The sequence below is a fragment of the Rhizobacter sp. LjRoot28 genome (assembly GCF_964253025.1).
Taxonomy (GTDB): domain Bacteria; phylum Pseudomonadota; class Gammaproteobacteria; order Burkholderiales; family Burkholderiaceae_C; genus Rhizobacter.
Genome location: NZ_CAXUQC020000001.1, coordinates 2652912 through 2677603, shown reverse-complemented (window position 1 = coordinate 2677603; position 24692 = coordinate 2652912). Strand labels below are relative to the sequence as shown.

At 69.3% G+C, this 24692-nt stretch carries 19 protein-coding genes and 1 pseudogene; 5 read left to right on the top strand and 15 right to left on the bottom strand.

What is annotated here, in order from left to right; all coding sequences use genetic code 11:
* The first annotated feature begins 95 nt into the window (after positions 1 to 95).
* The 3 genes from paoA to paoC are packed head-to-tail and all read left to right on the top strand — an operon-like array spanning position 96 to position 3900.
* Positions 96 to 740: an aldehyde dehydrogenase iron-sulfur subunit PaoA gene (gene paoA / locus ACSQ2F_RS12230; RefSeq protein ID WP_436023121.1), complete on the top strand. Its 645-nt coding sequence runs from the start codon at positions 96 to 98 to the stop codon at positions 738 to 740.
* Positions 737 to 1687 (top strand): FAD binding domain-containing protein, encoded by a 951-nt coding sequence (locus tag ACSQ2F_RS12225; RefSeq protein ID WP_436023119.1) that lies wholly within the window; start codon positions 737 to 739, stop codon positions 1685 to 1687. Before paoA ends, ACSQ2F_RS12225 begins: the two co-directional genes overlap by 4 nt.
* Before the next feature lie 2 nt (positions 1688 to 1689).
* Positions 1690 to 3900, top strand: a complete 2211-nt coding sequence (gene paoC / locus ACSQ2F_RS12220; protein ID WP_436023117.1) for an aldehyde oxidoreductase molybdenum-binding subunit PaoC — start codon at positions 1690 to 1692, stop codon at positions 3898 to 3900.
* 306 nt (positions 3901 to 4206) lie between these two features.
* On the opposite strand, the gene ACSQ2F_RS12215 is transcribed toward paoC, so the two are convergent.
* Positions 4207 to 5514, bottom strand: a complete 1308-nt coding sequence (locus ACSQ2F_RS12215) for a M16 family metallopeptidase (protein WP_436023115.1) — start codon at positions 5512 to 5514, stop codon at positions 4207 to 4209.
* Between the two features lie 135 nt (positions 5515 to 5649).
* Here ACSQ2F_RS12215 and ACSQ2F_RS12210 point away from each other — a divergent pair, with 135 nt between their 5' ends.
* A complete protein-coding gene (locus tag ACSQ2F_RS12210; protein WP_436023113.1) occupies positions 5650 to 7128 on the top strand; it encodes an FAD-binding oxidoreductase in 1479 nt (492 codons plus the stop codon).
* A gap of 15 nt (positions 7129 to 7143) precedes the next feature.
* Here ACSQ2F_RS12210 and ACSQ2F_RS12205 read toward each other — a convergent pair whose 3' ends face one another.
* The 13 genes and pseudogenes from ACSQ2F_RS12205 to ACSQ2F_RS12145 form a co-directional block, all read right to left on the bottom strand.
* Complete coding sequence (locus ACSQ2F_RS12205) at positions 7144 to 7623, bottom strand: hypothetical protein (protein ID WP_436023111.1); 480 nt, start codon at positions 7621 to 7623, stop codon at positions 7144 to 7146.
* Entirely contained in the window at positions 7620 to 9128 is a 1509-nt protein-coding gene (locus ACSQ2F_RS12200; protein WP_436023109.1) for a TRAP transporter large permease, read from the bottom strand. The genes ACSQ2F_RS12205 and ACSQ2F_RS12200 overlap by 4 nt, the downstream gene beginning before the upstream one ends.
* Positions 9125 to 9664: a TRAP transporter small permease subunit gene (locus ACSQ2F_RS12195; protein WP_436023107.1), complete on the bottom strand. Its 540-nt coding sequence runs from the start codon at positions 9662 to 9664 to the stop codon at positions 9125 to 9127. Before ACSQ2F_RS12195 ends, ACSQ2F_RS12200 begins: the two co-directional genes overlap by 4 nt.
* Positions 9665 to 9746: 82 nt before the next feature.
* Entirely contained in the window at positions 9747 to 10097 is a 351-nt protein-coding gene (locus ACSQ2F_RS12190) for a TIGR01244 family sulfur transferase (protein ID WP_436023105.1), read from the bottom strand.
* Between the two features lie 22 nt (positions 10098 to 10119).
* Positions 10120 to 10569: a GatB/YqeY domain-containing protein gene (locus ACSQ2F_RS12185; RefSeq protein ID WP_436023103.1), complete on the bottom strand. Its 450-nt coding sequence runs from the start codon at positions 10567 to 10569 to the stop codon at positions 10120 to 10122.
* A gap of 163 nt (positions 10570 to 10732) precedes the next feature.
* Positions 10733 to 10945: a 30S ribosomal protein S21 gene (rpsU, locus tag ACSQ2F_RS12180; RefSeq protein WP_047503026.1), complete on the bottom strand. Its 213-nt coding sequence runs from the start codon at positions 10943 to 10945 to the stop codon at positions 10733 to 10735.
* A 170-nt stretch (positions 10946 to 11115) separates the two neighbouring features.
* Positions 11116 to 12450: an argininosuccinate synthase gene (gene argG / locus ACSQ2F_RS12175; RefSeq protein ID WP_436023100.1), complete on the bottom strand. Its 1335-nt coding sequence runs from the start codon at positions 12448 to 12450 to the stop codon at positions 11116 to 11118.
* A gap of 98 nt (positions 12451 to 12548) precedes the next feature.
* Complete coding sequence (locus ACSQ2F_RS12170; protein WP_436023098.1) at positions 12549 to 13769, bottom strand: NAD(P)/FAD-dependent oxidoreductase; 1221 nt, start codon at positions 13767 to 13769, stop codon at positions 12549 to 12551.
* Between the two features lie 72 nt (positions 13770 to 13841).
* Positions 13842 to 14819 carry a DNA-binding protein YbiB gene (ybiB, locus tag ACSQ2F_RS12165; protein WP_436023096.1) on the bottom strand — a complete coding sequence of 326 codons (978 nt, stop codon included), beginning with the start codon at positions 14817 to 14819 and terminating at the stop codon, positions 13842 to 13844.
* Between the two features lie 192 nt (positions 14820 to 15011).
* Complete coding sequence (locus ACSQ2F_RS12160; RefSeq protein WP_436023094.1) at positions 15012 to 15362, bottom strand: hypothetical protein; 351 nt, start codon at positions 15360 to 15362, stop codon at positions 15012 to 15014.
* Between the two features lie 216 nt (positions 15363 to 15578).
* A complete protein-coding gene (locus tag ACSQ2F_RS12155) occupies positions 15579 to 16949 on the bottom strand; it encodes an amidase family protein (RefSeq protein ID WP_436023092.1) in 1371 nt (456 codons plus the stop codon).
* Between the two features lie 339 nt (positions 16950 to 17288).
* Positions 17289 to 20054: a nitrate reductase gene (locus ACSQ2F_RS12150; protein WP_436023090.1), complete on the bottom strand. Its 2766-nt coding sequence runs from the start codon at positions 20052 to 20054 to the stop codon at positions 17289 to 17291.
* A 109-nt stretch (positions 20055 to 20163) separates the two neighbouring features.
* A pseudogene (locus ACSQ2F_RS12145) lies at positions 20164 to 21399 on the bottom strand (NAD(P)/FAD-dependent oxidoreductase); the annotation flags it as partial.
* 182 nt (positions 21400 to 21581) lie between these two features.
* On the opposite strand from ACSQ2F_RS12145, the gene ACSQ2F_RS12140 reads away from it, so the two are divergent.
* Positions 21582 to 23282, top strand: coding sequence for a protein kinase domain-containing protein (locus ACSQ2F_RS12140; protein WP_436023087.1), 1701 nt, complete (start codon positions 21582 to 21584; stop codon positions 23280 to 23282).
* Here ACSQ2F_RS12140 and ACSQ2F_RS12135 read toward each other — a convergent pair.
* The gene (locus tag ACSQ2F_RS12135) at positions 23239 to 24507 is read right to left on the bottom strand and encodes an MFS transporter (protein ID WP_436023085.1); all 1269 of its coding nucleotides are present in this window, start codon (positions 24505 to 24507) and stop codon (positions 23239 to 23241) included. The two genes, ACSQ2F_RS12140 and ACSQ2F_RS12135, sit on opposite strands and share 44 nt — an antisense overlap.
* Positions 24508 to 24692: the final 185 nt, after the last annotated feature.

Below are 24692 nucleotides of genomic sequence, written 5' to 3'. Positions count from 1 at the left end.
CTTGCTCCGTTGACAGGAGCCGGTTCCACTCGAGCCACCGCCGTCGGCTTGTCCCTGGATCGCGCCCCCCGCCTTTACTTCCGTGAGGATCTGCCATGGACCCGTCCGCCGACTTCCCCATTTCCCGCCGTGACCTGCTGATTGCCGGTGCTGCCACGTCTGCTGCGACCGCGCCGGCGGCCAGTGCCGAGGCGCCCGCACGGCCATCGCTGGCCGCGGGCAACGTGCCCACGATGAGCGTGACCCTGGAGGTCAATGGCAAGGCGCACACGCTGGACGTCGACACGCGCACCTCGCTGCTCGATCTGCTCCGGGAGCACCTGCACCTGACTGGCACCAAGAAGGGGTGCGATCACGGACAGTGTGGCGCCTGCACGGCGCTGGTCGACGGACGGCGCATCAACACCTGCCTGACCCTGGCCGTGATGCACGAGGGCGCGCGCATCACCACCATCGAGGGCCTGGGGCAGCCGGGGCAGTTGCACCCCATGCAGGCCGCCTTCGTCAAGCACGACGGCTACCAGTGTGGCTACTGCACCCCCGGCCAGATCTGCTCGGCCGTGGCCGTGCTGGACGAGGTGCGGGCCGGCATTCCGAGCCACGTGACCGACGACCTGACCGTTCGACCCTTGCTCTCGGAGGCGGAGCTGCGCGAGCGCATGAGCGGCAACATCTGTCGATGTGGCGCCTATTCCAACATCGTGGAGGCGATCACCGAGGTCGCCGGGAGTCGCGCATGAATCCCTTCACCTACGAACGAGCTCGCTCGCCGGCCGAGGCCGCGGCCGCGGCCGCCCGCACGCCAGGCGCCCGCTTCATCGCCGGTGGCACCAACCTGCTGGACCTGATGAAGCTGCGCATCGAGGCGCCCACCCACCTCATTGATGTCAACGGCCTCGGCCTCGACCGCATCGAGGCGACGCCGGAGGGCGGCCTGCGCATCGGGGCGCTGGTGCGCAACACCGATCTGGCGGCCGACGAGCGGGTGCGCCGCGACCACGCGGTGCTGTCGCGCGCCCTGCTGGCCGGCGCATCGGGGCAGTTGCGCAACAAGGCCACCACGGCCGGCAACCTGCTGCAACGCACCCGCTGTCCCTACTTCTACGACACCGACCAGCCCTGCAACAAGCGGCAGCCCGGCAGCGGCTGCAGTGCGATCGGGGGTTACAGCCGCCAGCTCGCGGTGGTCGGCACCAGCGAGGCCTGCATTGCCACTCACCCGAGCGACATGGCCGTCGCGATGCGGGTCCTGGACGCCACGGTCGAGACGGTCAGGGCGGAGGGCTCGTCGCGCCGCATCCCCATTGCCGACTTCCATCGGCTGCCCGGCAACACGCCACACGTGGAGACGGCCCTCGAGCGGGGTGAACTCATCACCGCGGTGACCCTGCCGCCGCCCGCGGGTGGCACGCACGTGTACCGCAAGGTGCGGGACCGCGCCTCCTATGCGTTTGCCCTCGTGTCGGTGGCGGCGATCCTGCAGCGGGATGGCACCGGCCGCGTCGCACTGGGCGGCGTGGCGCACAAGCCGTGGCGGGTGGAGGCTGCGGAAGCGGATCTGCCACGGGGTGCCAAGGCGGTGACGGCCAAGCTGCTGTCGGGCGCCCGACCCACCGAGGACAACGCCTTCAAGCTGCCCCTGGTCGAGCGCACGCTCGGCGCCGTGATCGCCTCGACGAGGACCTGACCATGAAATTCGACACCCCTGCCACGACGAACCCGATCGATCAGCTCAAGGTGGTGGGACGGCCCACCGACCGCATCGACGGCCCATTGAAGACGAGCGGCACGGCCCGCTATGCCTACGAGCGACACGATGCCGTCCCCCAGGCCGCTTATGGCGTGGTGGTTGGATCTGCCATCGCGAAAGGCAGGATCCTGTCCATCGACGATCGGGCCGCGCGCGCCGCGCCCGGTGTGCTGGGCGTGGTGACCGCCGCCAACGCCGGCAAGCTGGGCAAGGGCAACTTCAACACGGCTCGGTTGCTGGCCGGGCCGGGCGTGCAGCACTATCACCAGGCCGTCGCGCTGGTCGTGGCCGAAACCTTCGAACAGGCGAGGGCGGCCGCGCAACTGGTGCACGTGCGCTACGAACCCGCCCGAGGGCAGTACGACCTGACGAATGCGAAGGCCGGTGCCAAACCACCCAAGCCGAACGACTTCAACGGCCCGTCGAACACCGCCGTGGGCGACTTCACCGGCGCGTATGCGGCGGCGCCGGTCACGCTCGATGTCACGTACACCACCCCGGACCAGTCCCACGCGATGATGGAGCCGCATGCATCGACCGCCGCCTGGCAGGGCGATCGGCTCACGGTATGGACCTCCAACCAGATGATCGACTGGAGCACGGGCGACCTGGCGAAGACGCTCGGCATCCCCAAGGCGAAGGTCCGCCTGGTGTCGCCCTATGTCGGCGGCGGGTTCGGCGGCAAGCTCTTCGTGCGCACCGATGCCGTGCTGGCCGCACTCGGCGCGCGGGCCACCGGCCGCCCGGTCAAGGTGGCGCTGCAGCGGCCGCTGATGATCAACAACACGACGCACCGGCCGGCGACCATCCAGCGCATTCGCATCGGTGCCGATGCCGAGGGCCGCATCACCGCGATCGCGCACGAGAGCTGGTCAGGCGACCTGCCCGGCGGCGGCCCGGAAACCGCGGTCAACCAGACCCGGCTGCTCTACGCCGGCGCCAACCGCATGACGTCCATGAAACTCGCCGTGCTGGACCTGCCCGAGGGCAATGCGATGCGTGCGCCCGGCGAGGCGCCCGGCATGATGGCGCTCGAGATCGCGATGGACGAGATGGCCGAACGGCTGAAGCTCGACCCGGTGGAGTTCCGCATTCGCAACGACACGCAGGTGGACCCAGAGAAGCCGGCGCGGCCCTTTTCGCAGCGACGCCTGATCGAATGCCTGCGCACCGGCGCGGACAAGTTCGGCTGGGCCGCGCGCAACCCGGCGCCCGGGCAGACGCGGGACGGCCGCTGGCTGGTGGGCACGGGTGTGGCTGCGGCCTTTCGGAACAACCTCGTGATGAAGTCCGGGGCGCGGGTTCGGCTCGATGCGCGCGGCGTGGTGACGGTAGAGACCGACATGACCGACATCGGCACCGGCAGCTACACCATCATTGCGCAGACCGCTGCGGAGGTGATGGGCGTGCCGCTGGAGCAGGTGGTGGTGCGGCTCGGTGACTCCACCTTCCCGGTGTCGGCCGGCTCGGGCGGGCAGTGGGGTGCGAACAGCGCGACGGCCGGTGTGTATGCGGCCTGCATGAAGCTGCGCCAGGCGGTGGCTGCCAAGCTGGGCATGACGTCACCCGACGTGGTCTTCGCGGATGCCCAAGTGCGAGATGGCGGCCGCGCCGTTCCGCTGGCCGAGGCGGCGGGCGGCCAAGGGCTGGTCGTCGAGGACTTCATGGAATACGGCGACCTGGACAAGCGCTACCAGCAGTCCACGTTCGGCGCCCACTTCGTCGAGGTGGGAGTGGATGCCGCGACGGGCGAGGTGCGGGTGCGGCGCATGCTGGCGGTGTGCGCCGCGGGGCGCATTCTCAACCCCAAGTCGGCCCGCAGCCAGGTGATCGGCGCGATGACCATGGGCGTGGGGGCCGCGTTGATGGAGGAGCTGGCCGTGGACAAGCGGCGCGGGTTCTTCGTGAACCACGACCTCGCCAGCTATGAGGTGCCGGTGCATGCCGACATTCCGCACCAGGAGGTGATCTTCCTGGACGAGACCGACCCGATTTCATCGCCGATGAAGGCCAAGGGCGTGGGCGAGCTGGGTCTGTGTGGCGTGGCCGCGGCCATCGCGAATGCGGTGTACCACGCGACGGGCGTGCGGGTGAGGGACTACCCCATCACGCTCGACAAGCTCATTGCGCAGTTACCAGACGCCGCCTGACGTGCGCCACGCACGCGCAATGCGCTGACGGCAGGGGGTTGATCGACCTTGGCCGGTACGGCCAAGGAAAGCGCCCGAGCCGGCTTGCCGGCTCAGAGCCAGTGCCAGAGAGCGAGCGCCCATCGAGGCAGAGGCAGGGCCGGGCGGGGACGGTAGGTCTGGCGATACGCTGCAATCATGGCGGTCTCCATGGACTGTGATTGCATACAGTATAGGCCTGGGCGCCCACCATGCCAAGGCCCTGCGACACCCACCGGGTAACCGGACGTTGCCTCGCCGCTCCTTCGTGGCAGGGCGCCTCGGGCTTCAGCGTCGGGCCGCGGCCATCAGTTCTTCCAGTCGGTGGCTGGTGCCGGCCGGCACCTTGCCCGCCACGGCGATGGCGGGCTTCGCCTGGAGCAGCGCCTCGAAGGCCTGTCGCACCTGTTCGGCGTTCACCGCCTCGATGCCGGCTGCCATCTCGGCGCGCGAACGCACGCGGCCAAAGGCGAACACGTCCTGCGCAGCAGCTTCCAGCCGGCGTACCGGCCGTTCGTGAGTGCGCAGCTGCCGCACGGCGATCTGGTTGCGGGCGCGCTCCAGGTCCACGGGATCGATGCGCTCGACCTGGCGGGCCAGGAGGCCGGCGATGCCGGCCACGCATTCCTGCAGCTGCGACGGCGAGGTGGACGCCTCGATGACGAACTGGCCGCTGAGGTCGAAGACGTCCGCGGAACAGGAGGCGTAGTAGACGAGACCGCGACGCTCGCGGATCTCGTCCATGAGCGGCGAGCTCATGCCGTCGCCGAACAGCGCTGCGGCGACGACGGCGGCCTGGTGGTCTTCGCTCAGGCGGGGCACGGGGTACCCGAGGACAACGTGGGTCTGGCTGAAGCCCGGCTGCCGCTTGGTCGCGGCGCCGCCCACGTGGGCGGGCGGCGGGACGACGTTCTCCGGGCCGCCGGGCATGCTGCCGAACGCCGCCTCGGCCTCCCGCGCCATGGCGTCGGGGTCGACGTTGCCCGCAATGGCCACGATCACGTTGCCGGCGGTGTACTGGCGTTGCACGTAGCCGAGCAGGTCGTCGCGGGTGAATCGTTCGATGTTGCGCCGCGTGCCGATGACGGGTTGCGCCAGCGGGTGGTTGCCGAAGCACAGCTTGTCGAAGAGCTTGTAGGCAGTCGACAGCGGATCGTCCTCGTCCTCGGTGAACTCGTGCAGGATGACCTGCCGCTCGCGCTCGAGCTCCGCCTCGGGAAAGGTGCTGTTGCGCACGATGTCGCCCAGCATGCCGACGAAGCGCGCGGCGTCGCGGGCCAGGCCGCGCATGTGGTACGCCGTGTGGTCCTTGTCGGTGTGGGCGTTGACGTCGGCGCCCAGGCGCTCGGCGTCGAGGTTGATCTGCTGGCAGCTGCGCGAGGTGGTGCCCTTGAACGCCATGTGCTCGACGACGTGGCTGATGCCGTTGAGCAGTCGGCTCTCGTGGCGGCTGCCGGTTCGCACGAACACGCTGATCTGGACGCTCTCCACATTCGGCAGGCGCAAGGTCACCACCCTCACGCCGTTGGGCAGGGTGACGAGGTGGGTGTCGGGGTCGGCAGCGAAGGGCGCCGATGGCACGGGAGAGACGGACATGGGCATGGAGCTGGAAGCCAGGGAGCAGGGCAGAGCAGGGTGGGCCGGAGCCAGAACCCGATTGTCGCCGGTCAGGTCCGGTTCGCCCCTCGGAGGGGCTCCGCCTACGCGCCGGTGCTGGCAGACTCCGCACCCATGTCGCCGCCGCATTCGTCCCGCCCGCCAGCCATCGAGCCCTTCGCCGGGGAGCCGCATGCGCCGACCGATCCCGCCCGCCGAAGGCTCGTGCAGGCGTTGGGGGCTGCCGGCCTGCTCATGCTGGCGCCGGCGCTCGGCGCGGCGCCATTGGTGCTTCGCGTGGACAACGTGACGGCCCTCTATCCGGTGACCGTGGCCCGCATCGAACGGCCGGAGACGGTGGCGGAAGTGGCGGCGATGGTCACGGCCTGGCCCGGCGCCATCGGCGTCGGGGGCGGGCGCTTCAGCATGGGAGGGCAGGTCGCCGTGGCGGACGGCCTGCACCTCGACTTGCGAGGTTTGAACCAGCTGGTCTGGCTGCGTGCCGACGAGCGACGTGTGCGCGTGCAGGCCGGCATGCGCTGGCGCGCGCTGCAGGAGGTGCTCGACCCGCTGGGCCTGGCCGTCCACACCATGCAGAGCTACGCCAACTTCACCGTGGGAGGCTCAGTGTCCGTCAACGCCCACGGCCGCTACGTGGGCCACGGACCGGTGGGCCAGAGCGTGCAGGCCCTGGCCCTGGTGCTGGCGGACGGCTCGGTGGTGGAGGCGAGCCGCGAGCAGCACCCCGAGCTCTTTGCCGCGGCGATCGGCGGGTACGGCGCGGTGGGCGTCATCGTGGAGGTGGAGTTGGCCCTCGCGGAGAACGTGCGCATCGAGCGGCGTGTGAAGGAGCTGCCGCTGGCGGCGTACCGCGCCCACTTCGAGCAGGCCGTCCGCGGCCACGCCACCAGCGTGCTGCACAACGCCGACTTGCGGCCGCCGGCCTTCGATCGGCCGGTGTGCGTGACCTGGCATCGCACGGACGCCGCTGTCACGGACCCGCTGCGCCTGACGCCTCACGGGGCGAGCCACGGCCTGGAGCAGACGGCCCTGTGGGCGGTGACGGAGTTGCCGGGCGGGGGTGGCTTGCGCCGCAAGGTGATCGACCCCCTGCGGCTCGGTTCACCGGCGGTGTGCTGGCTCAATCGAGAGGCCAGCCTCGACGTCGCCGAGCTGGAGCCACGCACGCGCCGCATCACGACCTACGCCCTGCAGGAGTACTTCGTGCCGCCGCGCCACTTCGAGGCCTTCGTGCAGGGCATGGCCCAGGTGCTGCAGCGGCACCGGGTGCACGTGGTGAACGTGTCGGTGCGGCACACGCCGGCCGATACCGTCGCGCTGCTGCCGTGGGCGCGGGAGGAGGTCTTCTCCTTCGTGCTCTACCACAAGCAGCGCACCTCGGACGAGGCCTGCGAGGCGGTGGGCATGTGGACGCGCGAGTTGATTGACCTGGCGCTGGCGCACGAGGGGCGCTACTACCTGCCCTACCAGCTGCACGCCACCCGGGCGCAGTTCGAACGCGCCTATCCGGAGGTGCAGGCCTTGCGGGCACTCAAGGCGCGGGTCGACCCGGCGGGCCGGTTCAGCAACAGCCTGTGGGCGCGCTACCTCTGATCGAGCCACCGGGGATCAGCGCGCGGACTGGCGCAGACCCGGCGACAAGGCGTAGTGCGTGAAGGTGGTGAGCAGCTCATGGTCGGCCGCATGGAAGACGGTCACCATGCCGGCGCCGGAACGCACCACCAAGCGGGGCGCCACCAGCCAGGCGAGGTAGGGCACGTAGATCATCTTCGCGTGGCTGACATCGGCCCACGCCACCCGCTTCGGCCAGATCCACGTCTGCCGGATGAATTCCGCGTTTACCTCGGTGCGGCTGCGCCAGACCCAGAGCGTGACGATCACCAGTACCGCGAGACCGGCCGCGACGAGCGCCTTCGCCTCGAACGAGGCCTGCTGCACGGCGGGCTTGTCCATGGCCTGCCAGCCGGCGGCGAACACCCAGGCGGTGAGCGCCGTCACCAGCGCGCGAACGACGACCGGAAAGGCCGGGCCTTCGGCGCTGGGTGCGGCCTCGGCGTTCGGGCCGACCGGTGCCACGGCGTCACTCACGGCGCCGAAGCCGGTGCGGCCGCGGGCTCCGCCGGGGTCTCATTGAAGAGATCGCTCATGTCGTCGGTGGACGGCTCGGGTGCCATCTCCTCGACGGGCGCCTCGATCTGCACCTTGTCCAGGTCGACCTTGACCTCCTCGTCGAGCAGGAAGGTCACTGTCTGCGGGACGAAGATCACGATCACCACCAGCAGCAACTGCAGCATCACCCAGGGAATGGCGCCGAGGTAGATGTCGGACGACAGCACCTTGCGGGGCAGCGAGCCGTTCTTGAACAGCGAATCGGAGATGCCGCGCAGGTAGAACAGCGCGAAGCCGAAGGGCGGGTGCATGAAGCTCGTCTGCATGTTCACGCACAGCAGCACGCCGAACCAGATGAGGTTGATGCCCATCTTGTCGGCCACGGGGCCCAGCATCGGCAGGATGATGAATGCGATCTCGAAGAAGTCGAGGAAGAACGCCAGGAAGAAGATGAAGATGTTGACGACGATGAGGAAGCCCGTCTGGCCGCCCGGCAGGTTGGTCAGCAGGTGCTCGATCCACAGGCCGCCGTCGACGCCCTGGAACACGAGCGAGAACACACGCGATCCGATCAGGATGAACACCACCATGGCGGTGATGCGCATGGTGCCGGCCATGGCGCCCTTCATCAGCGGCCAGTTCATGCGTCCGTGCAGCGCGGCCAGGATGAGCGCGCCGACGGCCCCCATGGCGCCCGCCTCGGTAGGCGTCGCCACGGCGATGTCGATGCCGGGCAGGCCGCCCATGCTGCCGAGCACGGCGAAGATGAGAATGGCCGAGGGGATGATGCCCCGCAGGCACTTCTTCCACAGCGCCCAGCCGTCCAGCGTGCGCGCCTCCTTCGGCACGCCGGGCACGTGCCCCGGCTTGATGCGGCTCAGCAGGAAGGTGTAGAGCGCGAACAGCACCACCTGCAGGATGGACGGGCCCCAGGCGCCGCGGTACATGTCACCCACCGACTTGCCGAGCTGGTCGGCCAGCACCACGAGCACGAGCGACGGCGGCACGATCTGGGTGATCGTGCCCGAGGCCGCCAGCACGCCGGTGGCATAGCGCATGTTGTAGCCGTAGCGCATCATCACCGGCAACGAGATCATCGCCATGGCGATCACCTGTCCGGCCACGGTGCCCGTGATGGCGCCGAGGATGAAGCCGACGATGATCACCGAGTAGCCGAGGCCGCCGCGCACCGGCCCGAAGAGCTGGCCCATGGAGTCGAGCATGTCCTCTGCCAGCCCGCACTTCTCGAGGACGGCGCCCATCAGCGTGAAGAACGGAATGGCCAGCAGCAGGTCGTTCGAGAGGATGCCGAACACGTTCAGCGGCAGCGCCGTCATGAACGCGGGCGGGAACCAGCCCATGTTGATGGCGATGAAGGCGCACAGCAGGCCGAGGGCGGAGAGCGAGAAGGCCACCGGGAAGCCGATCAGCATGACCAGGATCAGCCCCCCGAACATCATCGGGGCGAAATCTTGCATGCTCATTGGAGCGGTCTTTCGTAGGTGGTGTCCATGTCGTGCACGCCGAGCAGCCAGCCGACGCGCTTGATGATCTCGGAGACGCCCTGCAGCAGCACGAGCCCGAAGCCGAGCGGCAGCATGAGCACGGCCGGCCAGCGGATGAGGCCGCCGGCGTTGCCCGACACCTCGCCCGACTGGTACATGCCGACGAAGTAGGGCCACGAGAGCCAGAGCATCAGCGTCATGACCGGCAGCAGGAAGAACACGAGGCCGAAGAGGTCGATGAAGACCTTGCCGCGGCCCTTCAGCCGGCCGTAGATCACATCGACCCGCACGTGTTCATTGACCTTCAGCACATGGGCCGCGCCCAGCATCACGCAGGCGGCGAAGAGGTACCACTGGATCTCGAGCCAGGCATTGGAGCTGTTGCTGAAGATGAACCGGATGATGGCGTTGCCGGCGCTGATGAGGCACGAGGCGATGACGGCCACGGCGGCGATCCAGCCGGTCTTGTGGGTCAGCCAGTCGATGCCGCGGGACAGGAGGAGCAAGGCTTTCATGCGAACACCCGCTGAGGAAAAGGACTACGGGAAGGGTCAACCGCACCCCGGCCGCGCGGCCGGGCATCGGGCGCCCCGGGGTTCACGGGCGCGATGCGCTGGCCGCCTGGAACAGCTTGCCCACGCGGGCGCCGCTGCGGCAGAACGCCAGGATGGGCTTGGGCAGCGAATCCAGCAGTTCGCCGAAGCGGGCGATCTCTTCGGGCGACTGGTAGCCGCCGGCCACCGGCAGGTGCACATAGGCCAGGCCGGCGTCGCGAGCAGCCGCTTCCATGGCGGCGCTGGTCGGCTGGTCGGGGCCGTGCTCGAAGTCCGGACGGTTGTTGATCACGCTGCGAAAGCCCTGGGCGGCCGCCCAGGCCATCGCCTCGGGCTGCAACTGCGCCGTCGCGCAGACCTCATCGCTCAGGCGTTGGAGGGTGGGTTCGCTCATCGCTTGGCCTCCGGACGTGGTTTCAGCGGGCCAGGGCCTGCTTGACGGCGGTGGACACCTGGGCCATGTCGGCCTTGCCGGCGAGTTGCGCCTTGGCAGCGGCCATCACGCGGCCCATGTCGCCGGGGCCCGCGGCGCCCAGCTCAGCCACGATCGCGCCCACGGCGGCGGCCACTTCGTCGGCGCCCATGCGCTGCGGCAGGTAGGCCTCGAGCACCGCAAGTTCAGCGCTTTCCTTGTCGACCAGGTCCTGCCGGCCGCCAGCGGTGAACTGGGTGATGGAGTCCTTGCGCTGCTTGACCAGCTTGTCGACGATGGCGATCACGGCCACGTCGTCGAGCTCGACGCGCTCATCGACTTCCTTCTGCTTGAGTGCGGCCAGCAGCCCGCGAATGGTCAGCAGGCGGGCCGAATCCTTGGCGCGCATCGCCGCTTTCATGTCGTCGTTGATCTTGTCTTTGAGGGGGCTCATGGCGGCTCCTGGGTCGGTACGGAAAGGGCGCGGCGGGTCGCGGGCAGATTCAGCGGGGGGCGAGCGAGCGGGTCGGGCGCAAGGTGAATGAGGTAAGTTGAAAGGGGCAGGGCAGAAACAACAAAGCCCGCATGAGCGGGCTTGGCGTGCTGAGCGGGAGGGCTCAGTACAGGCGCTTCGGCAGCTGCATGCTGCGGATGCGCTTGAAGTGGCGCTTGACGGCGGCAGCCTTCTTGCGCTTGCGCTCAGCCGTGGGCTTCTCGTAGAACTCGCGGGCGCGGAGGTCGGTCAGCAGGCCCAGCTTTTCAATCGTGCGCTTGAAGCGGCGCAGGGCCACGTCGAAGGGCTCGTTCTCTTTAACGCGAATCGAAGTCATAGATCCAGATGTTTGTGCGCTCGGTGTTCGCCCGGTGTCTCGAAGTGGAGGTTCCGGAATCCAGCCTCAAGGCCTGGACGAATCGACGCGCGGGTTTGCCAGCAAAGACGGCGATTATAGACACCGTCTTTGGCTGGCGCAAGCCATTCGTCAGTGCGTGCCCGCCTGCATCACTTCTCGGTGCCGCCCAGGCGCGGCATGGCCGTGCCGGTGCCCGGCGACAGCAGGCCCACCTTGGCGTAGGTTTCCAGCTTGTCGCGCGTGTCGATGATGTCGAGGTTGCGCATGGTCAGCTGGCCGATGCGGTCCTGCGGGGAGAAGGTGGACTCGCCCTTTTCCATCGTCAGGCGCTCGGGCTTGTAGGTGAGGTTGGACGACACCGTGTTCAGGATCGAGTAGTCGTTGCCACGGCGCAGTTCGATGGTCACCTCGCCGGTGATGGCGCGGGCCACCCAGCGCTGGGCGGTCTCGCGCAGCATGATGGCCTGCGGGTCGAACCAGCGGCCCTGGTAGAGCAGGCGGCCGAGACGGCGGCCGTTGTCGCGGTACTGCTCGATGGTGTCTTCGTTGTGGATGCCGGTGATCAGGCGCTCGTAGGCGATGAACAGCAGCGCGAGGCCGGGGGCCTCGTAGATGCCGCGGCTCTTGGCCTCGATGATGCGGTTCTCGATCTGGTCGCTCATCCCGAGGCCGTGGCGGCCGCCAATGCGGTTGGCTTCCATCAGCAGGTCGACCGGGCTCGCGAACTCGACGCCGTTCAGGGCGACCGGGTGGCCCTCCTCGAAGCGAACCGTGACTTCCTCACGCTTGACCTCGACGTCGTCGCGCCAGAACGCCACGCCCATGATGGGCTGCACGATCTTCATGCCGCTGCTGAGCAGCTCCAGGTCCTTCGCCTCGTGGGTGGCGCCGAGCATGTTGGAGTCGGTCGAGTACGCCTTCTCGGCGGACATCTTGTAGGCGAAGCCGGCCTGGCGCATGAACTCCGACATCTCGGCGCGGCCGCCGAGTTCGTCGATGAACTGCTGGTCGAGCCAGGGCTTGTAGATCTTCAGGCCCGGGTTGGCGAGCAGCCCGTAGCGGTAGAAGCGCTCGATGTCGTTGCCCTTGAAGGTGCTGCCGTCACCCCAGATGTTGACGTCGTCTTCCTTCATGGCGGCCACGAGCATGGTGCCCGTGACGGCGCGGCCGATCGGCGTGGTGTTGAAGTAGGTGACGCCGGCGGTGGAGATGTGGAAGGCGCCGGCCTGCAGGGCGGCGATGCCTTCGGCCACGAGCTGGCTGCGGCAGTCGATGAGGCGGGCCGCCTCGGCACCGTACTGCAGCGCGCGGCGCGGGATGTCTTCGTAGTCGGGCTCGTCCGGCTGGCCCAGGTTGGCGGTGTAGGCGTAGGGGATCGCACCCTTGTTGCGCATCCAGTGGAGCGCCGCGCTGGTGTCGAGTCCGCCGGAAAACGCGATGCCGACCTTCTGGCCGGCAGGCAGTTGCTGAAGAATGGTTGCCATGGTGTGAATGAGCCGCGAGCTGGGGGTGTTCAAAGGCGCCGACGCGCCAACCCGGCATTGTCGGGCAATTTCGGGCCGGCCCCGCGATTTCGTGGCGATCAGGCCCTGTCGGCGGCGGCCGCGGCCCCGATCGCACGACCGCACGCGGCGCCGCTGGCCCAGGCCCACTGGAAGTTGTAGCCGCCCAGCCAGCCGGTCACGTCCACCACCTCGCCGATGAAGTGCAGGCCGGGCACGCTGCGGCTCTCCAGCGTCTGCGAGCTCAGCCCCTGCGTGTCCACGCCGCCGGCCATCACCTCGGCCTTGCGGTAGCCCTCGGTGCCGCTCGGCGTGAGCTGCCACGACTGCAGGCTCGCGGCCAGTCGGTCCAGGTCCTTGTCCTTGGTCTCGGCAATCGGGCGATCGGAGAGGCCGGGCTCCTCGCCCAGCCACGCCTCGGCCAAGCGCGCAGGCAGGAAGCGCAGCAGTTCGTTGCCGACCTTGCGCCGCGAGGCGAGCTTGGCCTCGCGCAGGGCCGTGCCCAGGGCCTGGCCCGGCGCCAAGTCGATGGTGATCGGCGTGCCGCCGCGCCAGTAGCTCGAGATCTGCAGCACCGCCGGCCCGCTCAAGCCCCGGTGGGTGAAGAGAAGGTCTTCCAGGAATTCGCCGCCGCCCTTGGCGGGACCCGTGCGGATCGTGACCGGCAGGGACAGGCCGGCCAGCGGCACGAAGGGCGCCCATGCGGCCGAATCGAAGGTCAAGGGCACGAGCGCGGGCCGCGTCTCGATGATCCGGTGGCCGAACTGGCGGGCGAGCCGCAGGCCGAAGTCGGTGGCGCCGATCTGCGGCACGGGCAGGCCGCCGGTGGCGACCACCACCCGCGCGCTGCGCACCACGCCGCGATCGGTATCGACCTCAAAGGCCGCACCCGCCTGGCGCACGGCCTGGACGCCGCACGGCTGCCAGCGTGTCACGCGCCCCTGATCGCATTCGCGCAGCAGCATGGCGATGATGTCCTCGGCCGATTCATCGCAGAAGAGCTGGCCCTTGTGCTTCTCGTGCCAGGCGATGCGGTGCCGCTGCACGAGCGCGATGAAATCCTGGGGCGTGTAGCGGGCGAGGGCGGACCGGCAGAAGCGCGGGTTGTCCGACAGGAAGTTGGCCGGGCCGGCATCGCGGTTGGTGAAGTTGCACCGGCCGCCGCCCGAGATGCGGATCTTCTCGGCCACCTTGGCCGAATGGTCGATGACCAGCACGCGCGCGCCGGCCTGGCCGGCAATGCCGGCACAGAACAGGCCGGCAGCGCCGGCGCCGATGACGACGGCGTCGTAGGAATGCATGGGAAGGCGCCGCAGGTCGCGCGGGCAAAGGCAGGGATTATCGCGGGCCGCCGCGGGGCCGCCGGCGCGGTCTCAGGCGGCTGTCTCCGACGACGCGGATGCACCGGCCTGGGCGGCCGGCGTGCCGGACACGGCCGCCAGGGTCTTGAGCAGGCAGTCCACCTGCCGCAGCAAGGGTTCCGGTGCAGGCTTCTCGCCGCTCAGGACCGACTGGATGTAGAGCGCGGTCGTGGGCGCATCGCAGGTGCGCGGCAGCACCGGCAGCTCGCGCAGCACGCCTTCGTGCGCGCCAAGGGACAGGTCGGGGCGGGGCTCGCCGCGCACGAACACGTCGAGCTTGGGCAGGCGCCGCGCATCGGCGACGGGTTCGCCCTCGGTCCCGCGCATCAGCACCGCATTGGCGCCGATGTGCTGGAGGAAGGCGGCGTGCATGTGGGCGTACTCCGGGTGGGTGTAGTTGACGATGCGCACTGAACCCGAACTGCTGAACGGATCCAGCAGCTTCGCCACGGTGTGGGCCGGGTTGCGCAGGCCGATGACCCAGCGGGCGTCCAGCAGCCGCGCAAGCGGCGGGCACAGGCGGTCGGTGCGCATGTACACCGGCTCGCGCCGGGCCCAGGCCTGCGCGGCTTCCTCGGGCGAGGTGGCGGCCGGCAGACCGAGGTCGTGGAACACCTCCGCCGTCGTGACTCGGGTCGGGTCCTCCGGCATGCCGTGCACGAGCACGGGCACGCCCTCCTGGGCCAGCATCAAGGCCAGCAGCGGCGTGAGGTTGGGCAGCTTGCGCGCGCCGTTGTACGACGGCAGCACGACCGCCGGGCCGGGCGCCTGCAAGGGCACGCAGCGCTCCGTGACCGCGTCGAGAAAGCCCGCGAGCTCGTCGGTCGTCTCGCCCTTGATGCGCATCGCGACGGCGAAAGCGCCGACCTCCAGGTCGGTGGCCTGGCCGTCCAGCACCTGCGCCATCAGGTCCCGGGACTGCGCCCGGTCGAGCGGACGGGCGCCGTCCTTGCCGCGGCCGATTTCCTTGATGTATGCGCTGATGCTCATGGGTGGGTTCCTGGCGTGGATTCAGCAAGAGCCGGGCCAGAAGCCCAGGCTTGCCGTGTCGGCCGATTCTAGGAGCCCACGCGGGACGCCGCGCAACCCGAGCGTCACCCTGCAAGGCAACGCGTCCTTCCGCGACGCGCCCGGATTGGCGTGGTAGCCGACGGCATGCCAAGCGGGTGGCGGCGCGAGCGGTCAGCCGCAACGGTATGCAGTGCCGCGCGCCGTTGCCAGGGCATAGCGAAGGTCGCGCTCCGCGAGCACCAGGTGCGTCGCGCCCAACGTCCGTGCCTCGGCGAGCAGCTGTTCCCGTACGCGCTGCAGGTCGGCCGCAGGCGAGCCGCTGTCGCGCAGGCTGCGCGCGTTCAGTTCACCCACTGCCGTGCAGCCGCGCACCGCCGCAGCGTCCACTTCCTCCACCGGTGGTCCTTGTGGCGCGACCGTCGTGCACCCTGTCGCAACGACGATGCCGGCGGCGAGCAGCAGGTTGTGCAAGCGTGGCAGCGTCGCCAATGGACGCGCGCCAACGAGATGGGCTTGGATCATGGAAGAGGCCGATGGAGCGAAGGCCTCAATCTGCGCCGAAGCTTCGGGCGCTGCAAAGGCGTTCCGGAATGCCCCGGCTGTCGTTGCAGGAAAGCGATCCGAGCCGCCTGGTGAGTCGCGCAGTGGAAGACAAGCTCGGGCCCGTTGCTGGCGGCCTCTGCCGGCAGACGCTTGACGAGCACGTCGCGACAGCGTCAACGACCCTTCAGCCGAAGGTCAATCGGCCTGCAGCGCGCTCAACCATCCGGCGATGGAGATTGTCGTCCGGTCCTGCAAAAACGGGCCGATCACCTGGACACCGATTGGCAACCTGTCCGGCGTGCAGCCGATCGGTGCCGAGGTCGCCGGCAGGTTGGCAAAGGTGGCGACGCCAGGCCAGGCCAGTTGTGCGCCGTAGGGCGTGGCCTCGCCATCGATCATCAACGTCGTACTGGCCATGTCCGGAAGGTCAATGTGCGGATAGGCCACGGTGCCGAAGGTCGGCGCGACGACAGCGTCGAAGCGTTCGAACAGGGCCTGCCACTGACGGCGAAGCCGGATCTGCTTGTCGAGCAGGTCGAACCACTCGTGTGCCGAGAGCACCTTCTCGACGTCTGGCGCACCGCGCGTCACGATTGCCGTCAGCATGGCCACGTAGTCGTCGTGCGCAATGCCCAGGTCCGGCAGCAGCGCGCTCTCGCGGGCGATGTCTGCGCCGGCGCGTGACGCATTGCGGCAGAGGCCTTCCAATGCGTCGCGGATGACGGCATCGGTGCGGGCCCGCGGGTGAGTGTCGAGAACCAGCAGTCGGCAATCGGCAAGGCCCCGCACCTTCGGGGCCGGCGGATCCGCGCGCCACGCGACGCTGTCCATGGAACCCGCGCCGGCGAGAACGCCCAGAGCGATTTCAAGGTCGACGACGTTGAGCGCCAATGGCCCGACCACCGCCAGGTCCACTTCGGCACCGTCGGTGCCGGGAAACACGTGCCCTTGGCTGGGAACCAGGCCAAAGCTCGGCTTGAGGCCGAACACCCCGCAGAACGCGGCAGGGACACGAATCGAACCGCCGATGTCGGAACCGCATTCGAGGGCCACCATGCCCGACGCGAGCGCCGCCGCCGAGCCGCCCGACGACCCGCCAGGGCCGCGCGAGGGATCGTGTGGGTTCACGGTCCGACCGTAGACCGGATTCGTGCTCTGCCAGTCGGCGAGCGACGGCGCCACGTTGGTCTTGCCGAGGATGACGGCGCCGGCAGCCTTCAGGCGTTCGACGGCGAGCGCGTCCTTCTTCGGCCGGAAGTCTCGGAACGGCGGCAGCCCCCAGGTGGTCGGCAGGCCGGCGACGTCGAACGATTCCTTGACTGTCATCGGCAGACCGAGCAGTGGTAGCCGGTCGCCTTGCGCGCGTTGCCGGTCCCGCATCGCTGCCTGTTCGCGCGCGCGGTCGAAGTCCCGGACCACGACCGCGTTGAGCGTGGCGTCGAGTCGTTCAATGCGCGCGATCGCCGCATCGCAAGCTTCGCGCGCGCTGATTCGCCCCGACGCAATCGCGGCAACGAGGGCATGGCCGGAATCCATCTCGAAGTCGGACAAAGAGGCTTGCGTCATGGGAGCACTCCCTCACTGCGGGCGGCGATGATGGCACGGCCTGTCGGAAACCCAGACATGGGACATTCCCGACGCGGGAATGCGGCAGGGCGGTCAAGTCGGAGAGTGCCCTGCGCGGCCACTTGTCGCGGGCGACGGTGCGCCTGCCCCAGCGGGGGCTGCTGCCAAGGGGTCGTCAAGTCACTGGGGTGCCGACCGCGGGCACACACACACCGAGCGTGGGGTCGCTTGCGCGATGTCCACCCGAGTCTTCGGTAGACACCATCGTTGCCGCCTCGGTTGCCAGCTTCACGACGGGATGGCCGCGTACCCTTGTTGCACGGTCGCGCAGTTGCGGTCCTACGCGACGGCCACTCCCTGCGCCACCATGCGCTTGAGTTCCGGCACGCATGAACCGCAGTTGGTGCCGCACTTCAGCTCGGTCTGCAGTTGCAGCAAACGCTCCGCGGGCGGGCCGTCGCAGCGGGCGAGCACTTCGACGATGCGGGGTTCGGTGACGTTGAAGCAGGTGCACACCTGCCGACCCCGGGCCTGCACCGCGACGGGCGCTTCGGCGCCGGGGACCAGGAGCAGGCGGCCGTAGGCCTGGGCGGGCAGCTCGTCTTGCAGCAACGGGCGCAACCAGACTTCTGCACTGATGTCGCCGCCAAGCAGGAAGGCCTGCAGCTGGGTCTGCCCGTCGATGGGGGCGAGCCGCATCGTGCGGCGCTGGCCGCGGCGCCGGTCTTCGTAGCGCAGGGCCTGCCCCTCATCGAGGCCGATGATCCGCTCGATGCGCTGCAGGAGTTCGGCGGGCGCTGGCTCAGGGCCGGCGGCGCGCAGCAGAACCCCGGTGCGCTCCCGGCCGAACGGCACGCAGCTGGCAAAGGCGAACTCGCCCATCAGCGCCTTGAGCTGCTCGCGCGCGCGCAGCGCGAGGTCCTTGGGCAGCCAGGCGAGCGCCAGCAGCCGCCAGGGCAGGTCGGCGCGTTGCACCCGGATGGCGGCGTGCTTGAGTTCCGGCTGTCGTGAGATGGGGCAGTACGCGGATGTCGTCAGCGCGTTCACGCCGTGCAGGACGGTGCCGTCGGTTGCACGGCCGGAAAGGAATTCCTCGCCCCAGTGCATCGCCATGAAGGCCTGTGATTCCGCGACCTCGTCGCTCGGTTGAACCGGAACGACGAGGCTGCCGCGGCGTGACGTGACCTGAACCAGGTCGCCCGCTGCCAGCGCGAGGCGCGTCAGGTCCGCCGGATGCATGTCGAGCGAGGGCTCGGGCACATGACCGAACAGCCGGCCGATGGTGCCGGTGCGGCTCATGCCGTGCCACTGGTCGCGCAGTCGGCCGGTGGTGAGGGACAACGGGTAGTCGCCGTCGCGGCCCTCGGCGAGCGGCACGAACGCCGCGTCGTGAAAGCGCGCGCGGCCGTCGCTCGTGGGAAAGACGCCGTCTTCGTACAGGCGAAGTCGGCCCTCGGTGGCGCCGGACGGGAAGGGCCACTGCGCGGGGCGCATCGCCAGGCGCGCGTAGGACAGGCCAGTGATGTCGAGGTCACGGCCGCGCGTGCTCTCGCGGTGTTCGTTCCAGACGGCTTCGGGCGACGCGTAGGGAAAGAGCGACGGCAGGCCGGGGCGCAACCGCGCCTCGAGGCGCCGGGCGAAGTCGCAGGCGGCGGCCCAGTCGTGGCGTGCGCCGCCGGGCGGTGGCACCGCCGGGCGCACGCGCGAGATCCGCCGCTCGCTGTTGGTCACCGTGCCGTCCTTCTCGCCCCAGGTCGTGGCGGGCAGCAGCAGGTCGGCGTACTGGCAGGTCGCCGTGGTGGAGAACGCCTCCTGCACCACCACGAACTCGGCGCGCTGCAGGGCGCGGCGCACCAGGGTCTGGTCGGGCATGGACTGGGCGGGGTTGGTGCAGCTGATCCACAGCGCGCGAATCTCGCCGGCGGCCGCCGCCTCGAACATCTCGACCGCCGTCTTGCCGGGCTTTCCAGGCACGTCCGGCACTCCCCACAGGCGCGCCACTTCGGCGCGATGCTGCGGGTTGCCCAGGTCGCGATGGGCGCTCAGCAGGTTGGCCATGCCGCCCACTTCCCGCCCGCCCATCGCATTGGGTTGTCCGGTGAGCGAGAAAGGGCCCGCGCCGGGCTTGCCGATCTGGCCGGTGGCGAGGTGCAGGTTGATGAGCGCGGCGTTCTTGGCCGTGCCGCTGCTGCTCTGATTGAGGCCCTGGCAGTAGAGCGACAGGGTTCGGCCGCCGGCATTGGCGAACCAGCGCGCGGCCTGTGCCAGGTCCGCTTCGGCAATGCCGCAGAGTCGGGCGGCCACCGCAGCCGGGTAGTCGCGGACACGCTGGTGCAGGGCGTCGAAGCCCGTGGTGTGCTCCGCGATGAAGGCGCCATCGACCCAGCCTTCGGCCAGCATGACGTTGAGCATGCCATGGCAGAGGGCGACGTCGGTGCCCGGTTGGATGGCGAGGTGCAGGTCGGCGGCGCCCGCGGTGTCGGTGCGGCGCGGATCCACCACGATGACCTTCATGGACGGGTTGGCGGCGCGTGCATCCTCGATGCGCCGGTAGAGGATGGGGTGCGCCCAGGCCGGGTTGGCGCCCGTGATGAAGAGCGTGCTGGCGTGCGGGATGTCGTCGTAGCAGGCCGGTGGCGCATCGGCCCCCAGCGTGGCCTTGTAGCCGGCCACGGCGCTGCTCATGCACAGGCGCGAGTTGGTGTCGATGTTGTTGGTGCCGAGCAGGCCTTTGGCCAGCTTGTTGAAGACGTAGTAGTCCTCGGTGAGTAACTGGCCCGAGATGTAGAAGCCGACTGAGTCCGGCCCGTGCTCGCGCACCGTTGCGGCAAAGCGGTCCGCGGCAAGGTCGAGGGCCGAGTCCCAGCTGATGTCGTGCGGCGCATCGCCCCGCTGCGGTCGGAGGGCCGGCTGCAGCAGCCGCGCCTGCAGGGTGATGGGCGCGGCCGCGGTGTGGTGCAGCGAACTGCCCTTGGTGCACAGGCGCCCGAAGTTGGCCGGATGATCGGGGTCGCCGCGCACCCCGGTGATCTGGGCGCCATCGGACTCGATGATGACCCCGCAGCCGACACCGCAGTACGGACAGGTTGATCGCGTTTCAGTCATGCAGGAACTCGTTCAAGGATGCGGCGACCCCGGGCAGTCTTTGCCCGGCGGCGAGGCCGTGAGACGGTCGACGTCAGGAGAATGCAGGGGAGGGCGGCGCCTTGACGGACGGCACCGGTGTTGCCTCGGCATGGCCGGCAGGCTCGCCGAACATCAGGCGGTCGCGCAGCGCGCCGATGCTGCGCCCTTCGCGAAGCAGGCGGAAGTACCAGCTGCCGTCGGCGGTGTCGCCGTACATGCAGGCGCCCACCAGGCGGTCGTCCTTGATGACGAGCTTGCGGTAGACGCCACCGTAGGGGTCGTTGAGCACGATCTCCTCGCAGCCGTCGCCTCCCATGAAGTTGCCGGCGGAGAAGAGCTCGATGCCGGTGACCTTGAGCTTGGTGGACGTCTGCGAGCCGAGGTAGCGGCCGATGCCGAACTCGGCCAGGTGCGTCGCGCAGACCTTGCCCTGTTCGAACAGCGGGGCCACGAGCCCGTAGGCCACGCCGCGGTGGGCCGCACACTCGCCGACGGAGTAGATGCGCGGGTCCGTCACGGTCTGCATGGTGTCGGTGACGACGATGCCGCGGTGGCAGTGCAGGCCGATCTTCTCGGCCAGTTCGGTGTTGGGGCGGATGCCGGCGGCCATCACCACCAGCTCGGCCGGAATCTCGGAGCCGTCCTTGAACTGCACGGCCTTCACGCGGCCGTCCGCATCACCCAGCAGCGCCTGGGTGTGTGCGGCCATCATGAAGCGCAGGCCACGCGATTCGAGCGTCGCGCGCAGGAGCGAGGCGGCCTGGTCGTCGAGCTGGCGCTCCATCAACCAGGGGGCCACATGCACCACCGTGACCTGCATGCCGCGCAGCATCAGGCCGTGGGCCGCCTCGAGGCCGAGCAGGCCCCCGCCGATCACGACCGCATGGCGGTAGCGGGTGGCGGCCTCGATCATGGCGCTGGTGTCGGCGATGTCACGGTAGGCGATGACGCCCTCCAGCGAGTGGCCCGGCACGGGAAGCACGAAGGGCTTGGAGCCGGTGGCAATCAGCAGGCGGTCGTAGGATTCCTCGGTTCCGTCGTCGGCCCGGACGATGCGGCGCCGGCGATCGACCTCCACCACCTTGCGACCCAGGTGCAGGGTGATGCCGTGGTCCTCGTACCAGGCAAGGGGATTGAGGACGATCTCATCCAGCGTCTGCTCGCCCGCGAGCACGGGCGACAGCATGATGCGGTTGTAGTTCGGATGCGGCTCTGCGCCGAACACCGTGATGTCGTAGCGGTCGGGTGCGAGGCGCAGCAGCTCCTCCAGCGTGCGCACGCCGGCCATGCCGTTGCCCACCATCACGAGCTTCATCTTCTTCATGCCGCTTGTCCTCGCTGTCTCCTCGGTGCAAGGGAGTTAGCAAGCACGGTGCCAGTTTTCGGGGCTCGCATCGGCTGCAATGTGGTGCCATGGTGCGATGGCCGCACTGTTTACGGGCAGGCATCTTGCTTCTTTTGGCCCGCCTTCCACTTCGGCACTCGCAAGGTGCATCCAACGCCCTCATGAGCTTCGACATCGACATCGGCCACTGCAGCCAGGCCGGCCCGCGCGAGCGCAACGAGGACTTCGGTGCCGCCGTGCCTCCGGCGCCCCACGACGAGGCGCTCGGCTTCGTGGCCGCCATTGCCGATGGCGTCTCGCGCGGCGGACAGGGCCGCATGGCGGCGCAGACCAGCGTCACGTCCCTGGTGCAGGACTACTTCGCTGCGCCTCCCACATGGGACACGACGGTGGTGCTCGATCGCATCATCGGTGCACAGAACGCCTGGCTTGCCGCGCACAACCGGCGCCAGTCCGGTGCGGCCATGTGCACCTTGACGGCGTTGACCTTGCGCGGGCAGACCTGGACCGTCGCACATGTCGGCGACACCCGCGCCTACCTTCTGCGCGGCGGCGAGTGCCGCCAGCTCACGCAGGACCATTGCATCGACCATCCCGACCTGCGCAGCCAGCTCACCCGCGCGATGGGGCAGGACGATGCGGTTCGCATCGACTACCTGCAGGGTGACCTGCAGCTCGGGGACACCTTCGTGCTCGTTTCCGATGGCGTGCACGGGCGGCTCGGCGCGGCGCGTCTCAGGGCGCTGGCGTCGGAGCCCGACGTGCAGCAGGCGAGCGAGCAGCTCGTCGCCGCGGCGTTGGCCGCAGGCAGCCAGGACAACGCGACCGCGCTCGTGCTGAGGGTGCGGGGCCTGGCCCGCTCGCGGCTGGAGGATGCGCTGGTGCGCAGCCGTCAGCTGCCAGTGCCGCCTAAATACAAGCCGGGGGATGCGGTGGACGGGCTCGTCGTCGAGTCGCTGGTGGCCGACTCCGGCGTTCACCTGGCGTACCGGGTCCGGTGCGTGGCGGATGGGGCATGGCTGTTGCTCAAGACGCTGCACCCCTCGCGTGCGGGCGACCCCCAGGAGCGAGCGATGCTGGCGCATGAAGCCTGGCTTGCCGCCCGCGTGGGTGAGCGAGGCGACTCGGGCTTTGCGCGCCTGCGCGAGCCCGCCGGACCGACGGCGTTCTACCTGCTCTACGACTGGCACGACGGTGAGACGCTCGAGACCCTGGCCGCCCGGGTCGGGCCGGGCGGGGTCGCAGTGGGTGACGCGGTCGCCTGGGCCCGCGCGGCCGTTCGCGCCATCGGGCGACTGCACCGTCTCGGCGTGATCCACCGCGACGTCAAGCCGTCGAACCTGCACCTCGGACGGGACGGGGAGCTGCGGTTGCTCGACCTGGGCGTGGCGCTCTCGGGCAACGAGCCGGAGGAGCAGCGCAGCCTGCACGCGGGCACGCCCAGCTACATGAACCCCGAGCTCTGGGACGACGAACCGGTGGACGCGCAGACGGACCTCTTCGCCCTGGCGGTGTCGATCTACCAGCTGCTGACCGGCCACCTGCCGTTCGGCAACATCGAGCCGTACCAGAAACAGCGCTATCGCCGCGACCCGAAGCCGCCCTCGCGCGTGCGCCCCGACGTGCCCATCTGGCTAGACCACGTGCTGCTGAAGGCCTTGTCGCTCGACAAGCGCCATCGCTTCGAGACCGCGGAGGAGCTGGCGCTCGCCCTCGACCGCGGTGCGTCACGCCCCCTGAACGCCCCAGCGGCCACACCGATGGCGGTGCGCGATCCGGTGGTGCTGTGGCAGGTGGCGTGCGCCATGTCGGTGCTGTTCAACCTGATGCTGGTCTGGTGGCTGCTGTTCCTGCCGACCTGACGGGCTCGGCCACGTGCGGGCGTGCACGCCCGCCTTTCTCGGCCCAGGTGCGCGTCCAGCGCAGCTGCATGCGCCTCATCATCACCAGCACCGCCAGGGCCAGCGCGGCAAAGAGCAGGAAGCCCCACACATAGCTGCCCGCATGCTGTTTCGACAGGCCCATGGCGTTGGGCACCAGGCCCCCGCCGAGGGCACCGATCTCGCCGATCATCGAACCGGCCACGGCCGTGCTGAGCGGCCAGCGCAGCGGCACGAGCTGGAAGAGTGCGCCGTTGCCGGCGCCCAGCGCTGCAAAGCACAGCATGAAGAGCAGCGTCGACAACGCGAGCGAGCCGCCCGCGAAGCCGCAGGCCACCAGCGTGACGACGACGATGGCCAGCACGGCCGTGAGCGTGTTGATGCCACCGAGCCGGTCGGAGATCCAACCGCCGAAGACGCGCACCGTGGCGCCCATGAAGGCGGCCAGCATGGTCAGTTGGCCTGCCTCGACCTTGCTGACGCCGAACTGGTCGAAGTAGTAGGTCGGCAGGAAAGTGGTGAGACCGATGAAGCCGCCGAAGGTGATGCCGTAGATGAGGCTGAAGGCCCAGCCGTCCTTCTCGAACAAGCAGGCGACGTGCTCGCGGAAGCTGGCATGGTGGTTGACGTCGGCAGGCTCCTGCGCGAAGAGCACCATCACCACCATCGGAATGGCGATCGCGACGGCCGCGATGCCGTAGACGGCCTGCCAACCGAAGGCCTGGGCGAGGGGCGGCGCCACGAGCACCGAGACCGCCGTGCCGATGTTGCCGGCACCCACCAGCCCCATGGCCAGTCCCTTGTGCCGCGCCGGGAACGAGCCCGACCCGAGCGAGAGCGCCACGCCGAAGCTCGCGCCGGCGATCCCGAGCAGTACGCCCATGGCGAGCAGGTCGTTGAAGGAATCGACGAAGAAGAAGCCGAACAGCATGGCCACCGCGATGAGGCCCATTTCGACGAGTGTGGCGTTCTTGCGGCCGATGTACTGCGCCAGCACCCCGAGCGGGAAGCGCATCAAGGCGCCCGCGATGATGGGGACCGAAAGCATCAGGCCCTTCTCGGCCGGGCTCAGCGAGTACGTCTCGCTGATGAACGGCGCCATGGCGCCGTTGAGCACCCAGATGCAGCATGAGAAGCTGAAGTACAGGAACGAGGCGAACAGCGTCGGGCTGTGCCCCGACTTCAGGAAGGCTTTGAAACCGGTCACGGGCAATCCTCAGTGTGCGAGCGCCCCAACGCAGGGCGGACGCGTTTGTTGTGCGCCTGCCGATGCGAAAGCCATGCCAGCCGACGGGGCGCGACGCGCCCCGCTTCAGGGAGCCGCCGGCGCATTGCGGTCGGCTCGGGCAAGGTGAGGGCCCCGTTTCGAGGCATCCTTCCCCCCGTGATTCG